Below are 14,490 nucleotides of genomic sequence, written 5' to 3'. Positions count from 1 at the left end.
CCGGACGGCCGTTGCGCGTTTCAGACAACGCGCGGATTCAACCCTTTCAAATGGCGCATTTGCCCCATGCGCCGAGGGTTTGTAAAACTCATTTACGAATCTTCCTACACCTCAAACAGCCTCAACCTGCAACGCAACGCGCTCGCGGCACGGGCATTCGTCCATGTAACGGTGTGCTTCTACAAACTGGTTGAACGCAAACACGGTGGTTTTCAGCGGCACCAGCACGCGATCGGCCGTCAGTTGGTTGATGTCACGCAATGCGCGTTGCAAGGCGACGTGGTCCTGAATGATGCCCAACTCCGGCTTACCGGTGAAGTTACCGATACAGTGCACAAAGAACTGGATGTTCTTCTGGAACGCTGCACAGGCCGGGAACGGCGTCTGGTTGCCGCCTTGCAAACCGTAGAGCACCAGGCTGCCACGGGGCGCCAGCACATCACCGAGCAATGACATCTGCGGGCCGCCCAAGCCATCGAACACCACATCCACGCCGCGGTTATCGGTGAACTTGTTGATTTGCATCAGCAGGTCCTGCTCTTCGGTGACGATGACCTTCTCGGCCCCCAACGACAGCAGGTATTCACGCTCGGCGCTGTCCTTGGTCGCTGCGATCACGCGCACGCCCAGCGCCTTGCCCAGTTGTACGAACGAAGGGCCGGCACAGTGGCTGGCGTCAGTCACCAGGGCAAACTGGCCGGGTTTGACCCGCGCCAGGTCCATATAGGCAAAGTAGGCGATCAACAGCGGCGTGTAATGCACGCTGGCTTCAATCGGGCTCAGCACATCCGGATAACGGGTCAGCGCCGAACGCGGCAGCACGATTTGCTCGCCATACACGGGGTAATCATTGGGGCTCTCGGCCGGAAAGCTGGCCACCTTATCGCCCACCGCCAAGTCATCTACGCCCTCACCGAGGGCCACCACCACCCCGGCCATCTCATGGCCAAGGCCGGACGGCAGACGCGCATGGGAAGACGCCAGGTTCTGGCGCCACAGAATGTCATACCAGCTGATGCCAATCGCTTCGACACGCACCTGCACTTCGCCCGGTGCGGGCTGCGCGGCTGCATGCTCTTCGCATTTGAGCACCTCGGCCGGACCAAACTTGTGAAAACGGATCGTGCGGGACATCGCAAACCTCGTCAAAGTAACCTCTAATGCCATGAACTCTATCTGGGCTTTCCAGGTAAGGCCACCGGTCGCCATTAATAGTCGACATGTCTGTCATTGATTCCGCAACTGAGGCATTTGCCTCAAGTATCGTAGGAAAACTCAATTATCCGGTGCAGAGTACCAGCCTTTCCCCGTAAGATTCATGCCGGTCATTGTTTACATGTGGCCGCTCACGTCAAGTTAGCTGACTCTTCCAGGACACAAGATGAACCGTAACGACCTGCGTCGTGTCGACCTTAACCTCTTGATCGTATTCGAAACCTTGATGCATGAGCGCAGTGTGACCCGCGCTGCCGAGAAATTGTTCCTTGGCCAGCCGGCCATCAGCGCGGCGTTGTCGCGTCTGCGTGGGCTGTTCGATGACCCGCTGTTTGTACGTACCGGGCGCAGCATGGAGCCGACGGCACGTGCCGTGGAAATCTTCGCCCTGCTCTCCCCGGCCCTGGACTCGATCTCCACCGCGGTGAGCCGCGCCGCCGAGTTCGACCCGGCCACCAGCACCGCCGTGTTCCGTATCGGCCTGTCCGACGACGTTGAATTCGCCCTGCTGCCACAACTGCTCAAACGCCTGCGTGCCGAGGCGCCTGGCATCGTGCTGGTGGTGCGCCGCGTCAACTACATCCTGATGCCGGGCCTGCTGGCCTCCGGCGAAATTTCCATCGGCGTCAGCTACACCGCCGACCTGCCGGCCAACGCCAAGCGCAAAGTGCTGCGCCGCAGCCTGCCAAAACTGCTGCGCGCCGACAGCGTGCCCGGCGCCCTGAGCCTCGACGACTTCTGCGCCCGCCCTCACGCCCTCGTGTCCTTCGCAGGCGACCTGAGCGGGTTTATTGATGAAGAGCTGGAAAAACTCGATCGCAAACGCCACGTGGTATTGGCCGTGCCGCAATTCAACGGGCTGGGCACACTGCTGGCCGGCACCGACATCCTCGCCACCGTGCCGGATTACGCCGCCGAAGCACTGACCTCGGCGGGCGGTTTGCGCGCCGAGGACCCACCGTTGCCGGTGCGCACGTTTGAGCTGCACATGGCGTGGCGTGGGTCGCAGGATAATGATCCGGGGGAGCGGTGGTTGAGGTCGCGGATTCAGATGTTCTTTGGCGACCCTGACAGTCTCTAGGCGTCTTCTGGAGGGCTCGAATGCAACTGCCAGAGCAACGCCGACGGTTTGGCAGTCACAGCGCCGGGGCAACGGGCATGGCAATACGGGTGCGCCGCTCATTCAGGGCAAATACCGTCATCGCCAGCGCCGCAATCGCGCCGGGGATCGCAAAGACCATGAAATTCAGTTGCAGAGGCAGTTCGATCGCCATCAGCGCACCGCCCAACAGCGGGCCGACTATCGCGCCATTGCGACCGATGCCGGACGCCCAGCCCAGGCCTGTGGCGCGAATCGACAAGCCGTAGAGCTGCGCAGCCCCCGCGTACAGCAGGATTTGCGTACCAATGGTGGTGGCGCCCGCGACGAAGATCAGCAGGTACAGAACCGGCATCGGGCTGTTGATGCCCAGCAGGCTGATCGAGACCATGGCCGCGGCGAAGAAGCAGATCACGACTTTCACCAGGTTCAGGCGGTCGCCCAAACGGCCGCCGAGCAGCGCCCCGGCCATGCCGCCCAGGTTCAGCGCGATCAGGAACGACAGGCTCGACCCCAGGCTGTAACCGGCGCCGGCCATCAGCTTGGGCAGCCATGAACTCAATGCGTAGACCATCAGCAGGCAGCAGAAAAACGCGACCCAGATCATCGCCGTACGTACCGCCAGGCCATGGCGGAACAGCTCTACCACCGAGGCGCCTTTACCGTTGCTGTCGACGATCACCAGTGCATCGTCGACCTCGATCCTGGTGCCTGGCGACAACCGATTAAGCAGCGCGCGAGCCTTGTCTTGTTGGCCCTGGCGGATCAGGAAGCCGATGGATTCTGGCAGCCAGTACACAATCAGTGGCAACAGCAGCAGCGGAATCACCGCCACAAAAAACATCGACTGCCAACCGTAGGCCGGTAGCATGAAAATCCCCACGCTGGCGGCGAGCATGCCGCCCAGGGAATAGCCGCTGAACATGAAGGCCATCAAGGTGCTGCGCAATTTCTTCGGCGCGTATTCGTTGATCAGCGCCGCCGCGTTGGGCATCAACCCGCCGCAGCCGAGCCCGGCGATAAAACGGCAGATACCGAACTCGGTTGGGCTGCTGGCAAAGCCATTGATCACGGTGGCCAGACTGAACAGGGTGAAACAGAACACGATGCCTTTCTTGCGCCCGAAACGGTCCGCCAGGGTGCCGAAAATCAGCGCGCCGAACATCATGCCGAACAGCGCATAGCTGCCCAGGGCGCCAGCCTGCAACGGCGTCAGCCCCCACTCGCGCATGATTGACGGCAGGACCACGCCGTAGATAAACAAGTCATAGCCGTCAAAGATCAATAGCAAGGCACACAGGCTCACGATCAACCAGTGGAAGCGGTTGAACGGGGCATTATCGATAATCGAATGGACATCATGGCTACGCATGGCAGTGCTCTCTTTATTGTTGTTGTGAGTCAGTGTCAGCTGATGGAAAAAGCCTTAGCCGAGGTCGCCGCCGCCCACCGGCAAGGTCACGCCGGTGATGTAGGAGGCCTCGTCGCAGGCCAGGAACAGAATCGCGCCAGCTTGTTCGTCGATGCTGCCGTAGCGTTTCATCGGGCTGCTGTCGAGGGTCTGGTCGACGATCTGCTGGTACCACACACGCTCTTGCTCGCTCTGCGGCTGGCTGTTGCGCGGGATCCGCCGTGGCGGTGCCTCGGTGCCGCCGGGCGCGGTGGCGTTGACCCGGATCCCGCTGCCGGCAGTCTCCAGGGCCAGGCAGGCCGTCAAGGCATTCACGCCGCCCTTGGCCGCGCCATACGGCACGCGATTGACCCCACGCGTCGCCACGGAAGACACGTTGACGATGGCGCCCCCGCCCTGCTCCAGCATGTAGGGCAGCACGCAATGGCAGCACCACAACGTAGGGAACAGCGAGCGGCGCACTTCGGCCTCGATTTCAGCCTCGGCGTAATGCTCGAAGGGCTTGGCCCAAATGGTCCCGCCGACGTTGTTGACCAGCACGTCGATGCGCCCGAAACGCGCCGTGGCGGCGGCCATCACCCGCGCGCACTCGCTGTAGTGTTCCAGGTCGGCGGTCAGCAGCAGCGCTCGCTCATGCTGCAATTCATGCACCAGCTCGGAGCGATCCACCGCGACCAGCCAGGCGCCCTCCTCCAGCAAGCGCTCGGCGACACGCCGGCCGATCCCTTGGGCAGCGCCGGTGACCAGCGCGACCTTGTTGTTAAACCGTTGAGTCATGCGGCAGTCCTCAGGCGGCATCGCACGTGGCGACGGCGTTAGCGGTGAATTTCTCGTAATGGAAGCTGGCCGGGGTCACGCCCTGCTGCTTGAAGTGCTCGCGCACCGCATCGACCATCGGCGGCGGGCCGCACAGGTACACGTCGACATCGCCGCCATTGAGGGCTTCGTCGGCCATGTGCTGGGTCACATAGCCCTGGCGCGGGTGAGTGGTGTGCGGATCAGCCACGCAGGTCACCAGGTTGAAGTCGGGCAAACGCGCGGTAAAAGCCTGCAACGCCTCGACCATCACCAGGTCCTGATCGCGCGTTACGCCGTAGATCAACCGGACCGGGCGGGTTTCCTGGCGCTGTGCGAGCACTTCAAGCATCGAGAGGAACGGCGCCAGGCCGGTACCACCGGCCAGTAACAGCAGCGGCCGCGCCACCTCACGCAGGTAGAAACTCCCTAGCGGGCCGTTAATCGCCACGCGGTCGCCGGGCTGGGCGTGCTCCAGCCAGCTGCTCATCAACCCGCCGGGCACGTGCTTGATCAGGAAGCTGGCGTGCGTGTCGCCCGGGCGACTGCTGAAGGAGTAAGCGCGTGTCTGCCCACTGTCGGGCACGCTGATATTCACGTACTGGCCGGGCAGGAATACCGGCGCCGGGTCCAGCTCGAAACTCACCTGCAGCGCGGCATCGGCATGTCGGGTGATGCCGGCCAGCGTCGCGGCAAACTGCGTGGTGCCGGTCTTGCAGGCGCTGGACGGCACCGGCACGGCGATCACGCAGTCGGACTGCGGCACCATCTGGCAGGTCAGTACCTGGCGCGCCTGCGCTTCGTCGGCGCTCAGCGCGTCGTCGATATAGTCGTCGCCCAAGTCGTAGTCGCCGGTTTCACAGCGGCATTTGCAGGTGCCGCACACACCGTCCGAGCAGTCCATGGGCAGGTTGATGCGTTGGCGGAAGGCGGCATCGAGCACCTTTTCCCCCACCTTGCAGTCGATGAAGCGGGTCACCCCATCTTCGAAGTTCAGGGCAATGGCATACGTCATGGCGGTGTCCTCAGATATGGTAGATGTCGATGACCTGGTGGATGTAGTCGTTTTTCAGCACCACCTTCTTGCGCGTGATCAGCGGCTGCTCGGCACGGATGTCGAGGCGATAGAAGGAGGTACCGAAATAACTGTCGGTGGTTTTGTAGCGATGGCTGAGGGTGTGCCAGTTGAAACGCAGGTCCACCTGCGCGCCGTCGGCAGCCAGCACTTCGAGGTTGCACAGCATATGCACGGTGCGCGGCTCGGGCGTGCTGGCGCTGGAGCGCTCGGTCTTGATGCGGAAGATGCGGTCTTCCAGGCCGTCACGGCTGGGGTAGTAGATCAGCGAGATTTCGCGCTGCGGGTCTTCGGTGAGGGTGTCGTGATCGTCCCAGGCGGGCATCCAGAACTCGGCCTTGGGTGAATAGCAGGCCAGCCAGTCATCCCATTGGCGGTCGTCGAGCAGGCGCGCTTCACGGTAGAGAAAATCCAGCAGGTGCTCACGGGCAAGGCTCATGGCTGCACCTCGCGGTCGCTGGCAATCAGCCCTTGCTGTTCGCGCTCGATCGCACGCTGCAGGCTTTGGGCCCAGTGCGCATGCTGGCGCACAAACAAGCCCTCGTCCTCGGTCTTGACCCCGCTGAGCTGCGGTTGCATACCCATGGCCAAAGCATTCTCATCAGCCCCTTCCACCCACTGTTTGGCGCCACGGCTGAGGTCATTCCACAGGGTGCTCGCGCCCTGGTAACCGGTCTGGCAGGCGCGGAACTCCTCGAGGTCATCCGGGGTGCCCATGCCGCTGACGTTGAAGAAGTCTTCGTACTGGCGAATCCGCGTGGCGCGCTCCTGGGCGCTTTCGCCGATGGGCGCCATGCAATAGATAGTCACTTCGGTTTTATCCACGGCGAGGGGGCGCACCACGCGGATCTGGGTCGAGAACTGGTCCATCAGGTACACATTGGGGTAGAGGCAGAGGTTGCGGGTCTGGTCGACGATAAAGTCGGCACGCGCCTGACCCAGGCGTTCGGCCAAGGCCTCGCGGTGAGCGTGCACCGGACGCACTTCTGGGTTGAGCAGGCGCGTCCACAGCAGGATATGCCCGTGGTCGAAGGCGTAGACGCCGCCCAGGCTTTTCGACCAGCCATTGGCGTCGACGGTGCGCGTGCCTTCGGCCTCGTAGTTGCGCCGGCCCATGGTCGCCGAGTAGTTCCAGTGCACGGAGCTGACGTGGTAACCGTCGGCGCCGTTTTCGATTTGCAGCTTCCAGTTGCCGTCATAGACATAGGATGAGCTGCCGCGCAGCACCTCCAGGCCCAAAGGCGCCTGGTCGACCATCTGGTCGATGATCACGCGGGTTTCGCCCAGGTAATCGCGCAGTTCCGGCACCGCATCGCTGAGGCTGCCGAACAGGAAACCGCGATAGCTTTCAAAGCGCGCCAGGCGCTTGAGGTCATGGGAGCCGTCGCAGTCGAAGCTGTCCGGGTAGGCGCCGGTCTTGGCGTCCTTGACCTTGAGCAGCTTGCCGGCGTTGCTGAACGTCCAGCCATGGAAGGGGCAAGTGAATGAGCCCTTGTTGCCTTGTTTGCGCCGGCACAGCATGGCGCCGCGATGCGCGCAGGCGTTGACCAGGCCATGCAGCGCGGCGTGTTTGTCACGGGTAATGACCACCGGCTGGCGGCCGATCCAGGTGGTGAAGTAATCGTTGATCTCGGGCACCTGGCTTTCATGGGCCAGGTAGATCCAGCCGCCTTCGAAGATGTGTTTCACCTCCAGGGCAAACAGGTCGGGGTCGGTAAAGATGTCGCGGCGGCAGCGGAACACTCCGGTGGCGGGGTCTTCCTGTACGGACTCGCGCAATTGGCCGGCGAGTCGGTCGAGTGTACTGATCATGGGGCGGGCCCTCCGTTGTTCTTGTATCAGGCGCCCTCACCGTACGTGTTCGCCCTGCGCGTCAATATCCGCTGCCTGCACATCGTTATCCGCCCGGCGCACGTCACTTAACGATGGCGTTTGAAGGTCTGCGACGGCAGTTCGCCGAAGCATTTGCGATAGGCCTCGGAAAACCGCCCCAGGTGCATGAAGCCATGGTCCAAAGCCACCTCGGTCACGCTGCGCGTGCTGCGCAGTTGCAAGCGTGCGTGCACGCGTTCGAGCTTGCAGCGGCGTACATAGTCGCGCGGCGACAGCCCCACCTGGCGCGCAAACAGGCTGTACAGCGAACGTTCGCTGACGTTAGCCACCGCCATCAACTGCTCGACGCTGATGTCATCGCCCAGGTGCTGCTGGATAAATTCGCGCACCGCTTCAAACCCACCGCCGTGGGCCGCCTGGGGGATCACCCGCAACACATTGCTGCCCAGCAATGCCAGCAGCTTGTTGGCCACGATGCGTTCATACAGACCCTGCGTGTGGGGCTCGGCAGCGTTTTCCGCCTCATGGCAGATCAGCCCGAGCAACGGCAGGAAGCCGCCCATTTCACTGAGCGCGTGGCGGGCCGTCGCGAAGCGGATACCCACCTGCGGCAGGCTCCAGTGCTGCTCCAGGCAGGCGTTTTCCAGCAGGCGCACCGGCAGTTTGATGATGAATTTCTCGCAGTCGGCGGAATACGTCAGGTCTACCGGGTCGTCCGGGTTGATCAGCAGGATTTCCCCCGGCCCGAACACGTGATCCTCACCACGGGAGCTGGAGCGGCAATGCCCGCTCAACAGGATCTGCAGGTGATAGATGGTCTCCAGCGCCACCGATGTGACCCGTACCGGAGCGCCGTAGCTGATGCGGCACAGGTCCAGGCTGGCGAAGGTGCGATGGCTGATACTCGCCCGGGGCCGCCCTTTGGGAGGCAGGCGAATGCAGTGGCTGCCCACGTGCTGGTTGACGTAGTCCGACACCGCGTAGGCATCGGCGCCCCGAAAAATCTGGCTGCGCTCACTCAATAGCACGGTCATGGTTGCGACTCTTTTATAGTTATTGGGCTCAGGCTGACGCGTGGGTACGGGGGCGTCCAATATGGAAAAAGTCTGAAGGGATACCCTGGAGGTATTGTCGGGCGTTCTGCGCCAGGGTTTCAGCGGTGCGCCGGGGCGCGCAGGGCTTGCGGTGAGCATGGCGTGCTAAAACTTTGAAACAATACGCTTGGCCGGATTGGACGGCCGCTCGGTTACCTAGCGATACCCCCGCGCCTGAACATCGAACAACTCGGCATAGCGCCCACCCGCCGCCATCAATTGGTGATGGCGGCCCTCCTCCAGGATTCGCCCGCCGTCCAGCACGATGATGTGGTCGGCATTGCGCACGCTGGAGAATCGATGGGAGATCAACAACGTCATGCGGCCCTTGGCGTGTTCGCGAAAATGCTCGAACACCGCCGCCTCGGCGCCGGCGTCCAGCGCAGCCGTCGGCTCGTCAAGAATCAGCAGGTCCGCCTCTTGGCGCATATACGCGCGTGACAAGGCGACTTTCTGCCATTGCCCACCCGACAACTCCTGGCCGCCAAGCCAGCGCCCTAACGGTGTGCCGTAGGCCTTGCTCAGACGCTCGATAAATTCGGCGGCCACCCCTTGTGTGGCGGCCGCGCGCCAGCGCGCCTCGTCGTTCAGCGCATCGACGTCACCCACGCCAAGGTTCTCGCCGACGGTCATCTGGTAGCGGATGTAATCCTGAAAAATCACCCCGATGCGCTGGCGCAGTGTCTGTTCATCCCAGTCTTGCAAGTCGCTGCCATCCAGCAGAATGCGCCCCGCGTGCGGGGTATACAGGCGCGTGAGCAGTTTGATCAGGCTGGTTTTGCCCGAGCCGTTCTCGCCCACCAGGGCCAGGCTTTGCCCCGGCGCCAAGTGCAGGTTGATGTCAGTCAATGCCGGCCGCTCAGCGCCGGGATAACTGAAGCCCACGTGCTCACAGCGCAGACCGTCGCCGGGACGCGCGCCCTGGGTAAGCCGGCCACGGGGCACGACCACGGGGGTCAGCAGGTACTCATAAAGGTCCGACAGAAACAGGCTGTCGTCATACAGGCCGGCAATCGCGCTGAGGCTGGCGGTGATCGCGCTTTGCCCCTGCTTGAACAGCACGATGTACATGGTCATCTGGCCCAGGCTGGTCTGGCCGCGCACGGTGTCCAGCACCACCCAGGCGTAAGCCACATAAAACGCCGCGGTGCCCAGCAGGCCCAGGGCAAAGCCCCAGGCATCCCGGCGCACCGTCAACTGGCGGTCTTCGGTGTACAAGCGCCGGGCGTTGTCGCGGTAGCGCTTGAGGAACAGCGGCGCCAGGCCGAACAGTTTGACCTCTTTGGCGTGGGTTTCGTGGGACAGCAGCGATTCCAGGTAATTCTGCTGACGGGTCTCGGGCGCGCGCCGGTGGAACAGGCGAAACGCATTGCCCGAGAAATGCGTCTCGGCGAAGAACACCGGTAACGCGCCGACCACCAGAATCACCAGCGCCCACGGCGAAAAGTGCACCAACAGCACGGCAAAGCTGATCAGCGAGATCAGGTTCTGCACCAGCCCCAGGCCCTTGGTGACCAGGCTCAGCGGCCGTGTCGACGCGCCCTGGCGCACGCGCACCAGCTTGTCGTGGAACTCGGCGTCTTCAAATTGCAGGAGTGAGAGGGTCTGGGCTTTCTCCAGAATCATCAGGTTGACCTTCACCCCCAACTGCACCCGCAGCAACGATTGCTGCATGGACAACGCACGCTGGGCGGCGGCCAGCAGCGCCAACACGCCCGCCTCGGCCAGCACGTACTGCATCACCGGCCACACGGGCGCCTGGCTGCCGGCGGCATGAATCTGCATCGCGTGCACCACGCCATCGACAATGCGCTGGCCGATCCAGGCAGCCAGCGCAGGCAACAGACCGGCAATGATGGTGGCCAACAGCAGGCCTATGAATAAGGGACGCGACGTGCCCCACACCAGCTTCAGTGCCCGGCGCGCCTGGATGGAAAACGCGCTCAATCGATTCAACAGCACCATGAATGGCATGGACTCCGTGTGGGGGGGCTGGGGTGAGACGGGTGGATTATGGCAGGCGATGGCGTTGCGCACATCCAACGGCGAGGCAACGGGAGATTAATTAAAACAGAAGAAAAAAGGCGCTCCGCAGAGCGCCTTAAACACACTTATTGCAGGCTTACTTGACGCTGGTCTGGCTTGCCGGCAGTACCGATCTCAATACGTTTTGGCTTGGCTTCTTCGGGTATAACCCGAAGCAGCTCGATGGCTAACAGACCGTGGGTGAGCGCTGCACCTTGCACTTCGATATGGTCAGCCAGCCGGAAGGACAGGCGGAAGGCGCGTTGCGCTATCCCTTGGTGAAGGTAAGTCACCTTCTCGTCGTTTTCACGTTTTCCACCAGAAACGCTCAATACGCCATTTTCAACCTGAATGTCTATGTCCTCCTCAGTAAGCCCTGCCACTGCAATCACAATGCGGTATTGATCCTCACCATGCTTCTCCACGTTATGCGGTGGATAGGTATTACCGGCCTCACTACGAAGCGCCGATTCAAACAGGTCGTTGAAGCGATCAAAACCCACAGACTGACGGAACAGAGGGGCCAAAGAAAGAGTAGTAGCCATAGTAAATCTCCTGAGTGTTCTCCAAGTGATTTAAGACGCGACCCGTTTGCGGCATCGCGTAGAACCGAAAATAGGTGCTACCAAAACGTTTTCAAGAGCCCCTCGAAAAATTTTTTCAACTCGATTGTTTAGGCAGGCGGAGCCCAATCCTGCGTGGCTCCGGGTAGGTAGAGGCAGTACTCACTGATCAGAGGCGAGTAGCCTTTTAACTTCGGCAATGATCAAGTCGATGTTGAATGGCTTCGCCAATACCGCATCAAACAGATCCGATCTCTGCATGCCGATGTGTGCCTGAGCACCGCTCATCAGGATGATCGGCAATTGATTAGCGCAAGGGAGGGCTCGAACGGCTGTGGCAAATTCCAGGCCGTCCATAACAGGCATCATAAAGTCGGTGATGATCAAGGCAGGCCTTTCTCTATCCAGCACTTCCAGTCCTTTTCGACCATTGCTGGCAGTCACCACCATGAACCCCTCATCCTCCAGTGCGAAGCTGAGAATGTCAGCGATCAAATACTCGTCATCGACGACCAGGATGGTGGTCATGTTAATTCAACCCACTCAAAAGCTTAAGAAAGTGAACCGGGCGATGTCTCAGTGGGGACTGAAGGTTCATGTCTCGAAGCCTTTTTCAGGAAAACATCGCGATCTTGAATGACAACCTCAAATCTGGAGGGGTCATAAGAGCTATCTCGTACCTTAAGAATGGAAAGCGTCCTGCTTAGTTCAGAGTGATTCTCAGAGAACCGCATCAGCATCAAGTTATCGACGATGCTGGACAGGTCAGAGTTTGGCGCGCTGACCTCGGAGCCAAATAGATCACGCATTTCCCAGGACGCGAATACGGTTACGCCCCTGGAGCGCAGTTCATTCATCAGCGCACTCAAGAAGTCAGTAATTCGCGCCGGATTTGTAGAAACTCGTGTCATACCGCTAAGGCTATCGATAAACAGGCGCTTGATGCCCTTCTCTTCTACAAGACTCAACAAGCGTGCGCCTAACCCATCCAGCAACCCCTCGGTAGTAGGCTGCCAGGCAATGCTCAGGGCGCCGCTGTCCTCCATGCCCTGGATATCGATACCCAGTGATTGGCCTTTGAGTCGCAACCGTTGCGGGCTTTCATAAAAGCCAAAATGCAGTCCTGGAGCTTCCACCGTCGACTCGGCCAGAAACTTCAGGCCCAGCGTCGTTTTACCAATGCCGGAGGGGCCCATGACCAGAGACACGCTGGAACTGTAAAGGCCGCCACCCAATATGCCGTCCAGCGAACCAATGCCACTGGGAATACGCGTCATGTCGGCGCTGTCGGGGGCGGACGGGTGGCTATAAAGGCTTTCGAGACGAGGGTAAACCACCAAGCCATTGTCGGTAATCTCACACTCATGAAGGCCTGTCAGTGCTCCACTGCCGCGAGTTTTACGCAGTTGAATACGACGTACCGAGCGAGTGCCAAATAGCTCTTCGCCCATTTCAATGACGCCATCAACCATGGTGTGTTCAGGGCTGCCGTCGTCGAGACGGGAGCTGGTCAGAAACAGCACCGTGCAACCCGCGAAAGCAGCGTGCCCTTGCAACTCGGAAATGAATTTCTTGGTGTCGATGTGCGAGTCGGCTTTTGAGCGAGCATTAAGCAAGCCGTCTACCACCATCACTGTAGCTTTTTGTCGACTTATCTCGCGCCGAAGCAGTTTTACCACCTCGTCCAGCCCTTCGTTTTCCAACGTATCAAACGCGCTGACAAACTGAATGTCGGCGCCCACTTTGGACGCGTCGAAAAAGCTCAGAGTAGAAAGAAACTGAAAAAGACGGTCGTGTGACTCGGCCAGCAGTGTGGCGACCAGAACCCGGCCTCCATTGTTCGCATGATGGAACCCAAGTTGGTTGGCCAGGATCGTTTTGCCAGACCCTGGCCGCCCCTGGATTATGTAGGAGGCGCCCGCGACCAGCCCTCCCTTGAGCAGAGCGTCGAGCCCTTCGATTCCACTTTGGAGGCGTTTTAGCTTTTCCACAATGCGACCCTGATCTGAAAAACAGGCTGTTTAAGCCGAGTGGTGGGAATGCTAACGCCATTTACGCTTTAGAGCCATTCAGACCTGAAGCATGGTGGGCGAATCAGCGGGGATGGAGTTCCAGATCGTGTCTCCCCATGCACCCATTCGCAGGTAGCGGCGGTAAAGACCTCACCTTGACCTTGTGGAAGTGCACCACCATGCCGACCCCGCACCTATGCAAATCGACACGAGTGTCACTAAGGTCGGGCGCCAGTCGGATGGCGGGCGGCAACTTCAGAAGCACGCAAGGTCGCACTGGGCGGCAGATATCTCATAGGGGCGGTATCCAGCGAGTCATCGGAAAGGCGCGTACATGAACGTTAACTCATGCAGCAGCCAAACTTACTGTAAACGTCGCCTCCCTGACGGGACAGTGGCTCAATTGACACTGAATGCTCAATGATGGGAAGGCTTTCGGTGTACTGGATCCGGAACGCCAACAGGGCGATGAGCCTTTACTCCTTGGCCCTCAGCACAACAATCCCCGGCGTGTTAGCCACATACGTAAGAAACGGCGAATCCACCACCTTCTGGCTGCCTGAATGCGAGGACGCATTGCGCAGTACGGGGCCTTTGTCCGTCATGATAAAGAACCCCACATGGGTCACATCCAGCCCGGCCAAGGGCGTATAGATGCCAATAAAATCGCCCTCGTGCAGGCGATTGATGACCTTCTTATCGATAAAACCGGCAGGAATGTAGGTGACCGTACGCTGGACCACCGGCAGGCCAGGCAAGTAGGTACTGCCGTCGGCTTTTTGGTTGAGGCGTTTTTCGCGGCGAACGGCATGGGCACTTATCTGCGCGGTGATGTCTTGCGCCGGTTTATACGTGCCGCTGTAGGCCCAATCCGTGTAGAAGTGCTTACGGCTCAGAAAGTCGAGATCGCCATCAACATAACGCGTGCGCAGCAGGTTCTTCATAAAGTCGGGTTGTGCTGCCGATTGTCGCAGGGCCTCGACGTAATCCAGGTAGGTAAAGCAATCCAGGCCTCGAAAATCGACCACCAACTGTTCGGGCGTGCTCAGTGAGCCCTGTAACTTGTTGGCAGCATAGGGCGTGCCTAAAAAGGCCTCCGAGATCAGGCCGATCTGTTGGCCCGCGGGAAGCAACCGGTAGTTTGGACGCTCATGGAGAATCGCATTGAGCTTCTCAACGGTGTAAGGATCCAGCGGTGCATCGAGCGTCAGCGGCGCGTTTGGCTGACGTTCGAACGCATGGCTTCCAGTGGTTGCGCCCGACGAGCCGCAACCCGCCAACAGCATCGACATCAAGATAAAAACATAGGGTGTGCGCATCTGACTCTTCACTTATCCAAGGGGCATCCGATCATACCTGCCAGCGCAA

The 14,490-nt window shown here is 60.4% G+C and carries 13 protein-coding genes; 1 reads left to right on the top strand and 12 read right to left on the bottom strand.

Going from position 1 to position 14,490, the window contains the following annotated elements; all coding sequences use genetic code 11:
- Positions 1-111 precede the first annotated feature (111 nt).
- On the bottom strand, positions 112-1,134 hold the full coding sequence (locus HU759_RS14760) for a zinc-dependent alcohol dehydrogenase family protein (protein ID WP_017135574.1): 1,023 nt from the start codon (positions 1,132-1,134) through the stop codon (positions 112-114).
- 247 nt (positions 1,135-1,381) lie between these two features.
- Here HU759_RS14760 and HU759_RS14755 point away from each other — a divergent pair, with 247 nt between their 5' ends.
- The gene (locus HU759_RS14755; RefSeq protein ID WP_225933053.1) at positions 1,382-2,296 is read left to right on the top strand and encodes a LysR family transcriptional regulator; all 915 of its coding nucleotides are present in this window, start codon (positions 1,382-1,384) and stop codon (positions 2,294-2,296) included.
- A gap of 55 nt (positions 2,297-2,351) precedes the next feature.
- Here the strand turns inward: HU759_RS14755 and HU759_RS14750 are convergent, their stop codons facing one another.
- The 11 genes from HU759_RS14750 to HU759_RS14700 all read right to left on the bottom strand — a co-directional run bounded on the left by HU759_RS14750 (position 2,352) and on the right by HU759_RS14700 (position 14,441).
- Complete coding sequence (locus tag HU759_RS14750) at positions 2,352-3,686, bottom strand: aromatic acid/H+ symport family MFS transporter (RefSeq protein WP_186616927.1); 1,335 nt, start codon at positions 3,684-3,686, stop codon at positions 2,352-2,354.
- A gap of 54 nt (positions 3,687-3,740) precedes the next feature.
- On the bottom strand, positions 3,741-4,502 hold the full coding sequence (locus HU759_RS14745) for a 1,6-dihydroxycyclohexa-2,4-diene-1-carboxylate dehydrogenase (RefSeq protein WP_186616929.1): 762 nt from the start codon (positions 4,500-4,502) through the stop codon (positions 3,741-3,743).
- A gap of 10 nt (positions 4,503-4,512) precedes the next feature.
- On the bottom strand, positions 4,513-5,535 hold the full coding sequence (gene benC / locus HU759_RS14740) for a benzoate 1,2-dioxygenase electron transfer component BenC (protein WP_186616931.1): 1,023 nt from the start codon (positions 5,533-5,535) through the stop codon (positions 4,513-4,515).
- Between the two features lie 10 nt (positions 5,536-5,545).
- A complete protein-coding gene (benB, locus tag HU759_RS14735) occupies positions 5,546-6,034 on the bottom strand; it encodes a benzoate 1,2-dioxygenase small subunit (RefSeq protein WP_186616933.1) in 489 nt (162 codons plus the stop codon).
- Complete coding sequence (locus HU759_RS14730) at positions 6,031-7,407, bottom strand: Rieske 2Fe-2S domain-containing protein (RefSeq protein WP_186616935.1); 1,377 nt, start codon at positions 7,405-7,407, stop codon at positions 6,031-6,033. Before HU759_RS14730 ends, benB begins: the two co-directional genes overlap by 4 nt.
- Before the next feature lie 107 nt (positions 7,408-7,514).
- A complete protein-coding gene (locus HU759_RS14725; RefSeq protein ID WP_186616937.1) occupies positions 7,515-8,462 on the bottom strand; it encodes an AraC family transcriptional regulator in 948 nt (315 codons plus the stop codon).
- A gap of 216 nt (positions 8,463-8,678) precedes the next feature.
- Positions 8,679-10,487, bottom strand: a complete 1,809-nt coding sequence (locus HU759_RS14720; protein WP_186616985.1) for an ABC transporter ATP-binding protein — start codon at positions 10,485-10,487, stop codon at positions 8,679-8,681.
- Between the two features lie 146 nt (positions 10,488-10,633).
- Positions 10,634-11,092: an Hsp20 family protein gene (locus tag HU759_RS14715; protein ID WP_056859925.1), complete on the bottom strand. Its 459-nt coding sequence runs from the start codon at positions 11,090-11,092 to the stop codon at positions 10,634-10,636.
- 180 nt (positions 11,093-11,272) lie between these two features.
- Positions 11,273-11,638, bottom strand: a complete 366-nt coding sequence (locus HU759_RS14710) for a response regulator (RefSeq protein WP_017135562.1) — start codon at positions 11,636-11,638, stop codon at positions 11,273-11,275.
- A gap of 23 nt (positions 11,639-11,661) precedes the next feature.
- Positions 11,662-13,101 (bottom strand): ATPase domain-containing protein, encoded by a 1,440-nt coding sequence (locus tag HU759_RS14705; protein ID WP_186616938.1) that lies wholly within the window; start codon positions 13,099-13,101, stop codon positions 11,662-11,664.
- Positions 13,102-13,598: 497 nt separating this feature from the next.
- Complete coding sequence (locus HU759_RS14700) at positions 13,599-14,441, bottom strand: DUF1460 domain-containing protein (protein WP_186616939.1); 843 nt, start codon at positions 14,439-14,441, stop codon at positions 13,599-13,601.
- Between the last annotated feature and the right edge of the window lie 49 nt (positions 14,442-14,490).

This window comes from Pseudomonas sp. OE 28.3, from assembly GCF_014268205.2.
GTDB classification, from domain to species: domain Bacteria; phylum Pseudomonadota; class Gammaproteobacteria; order Pseudomonadales; family Pseudomonadaceae; genus Aquipseudomonas; species Aquipseudomonas edaphica.
The sequence above is the reverse complement of the archived record's forward strand: the minus strand, read 5'-3'. Positions and strand labels throughout refer to the sequence as shown.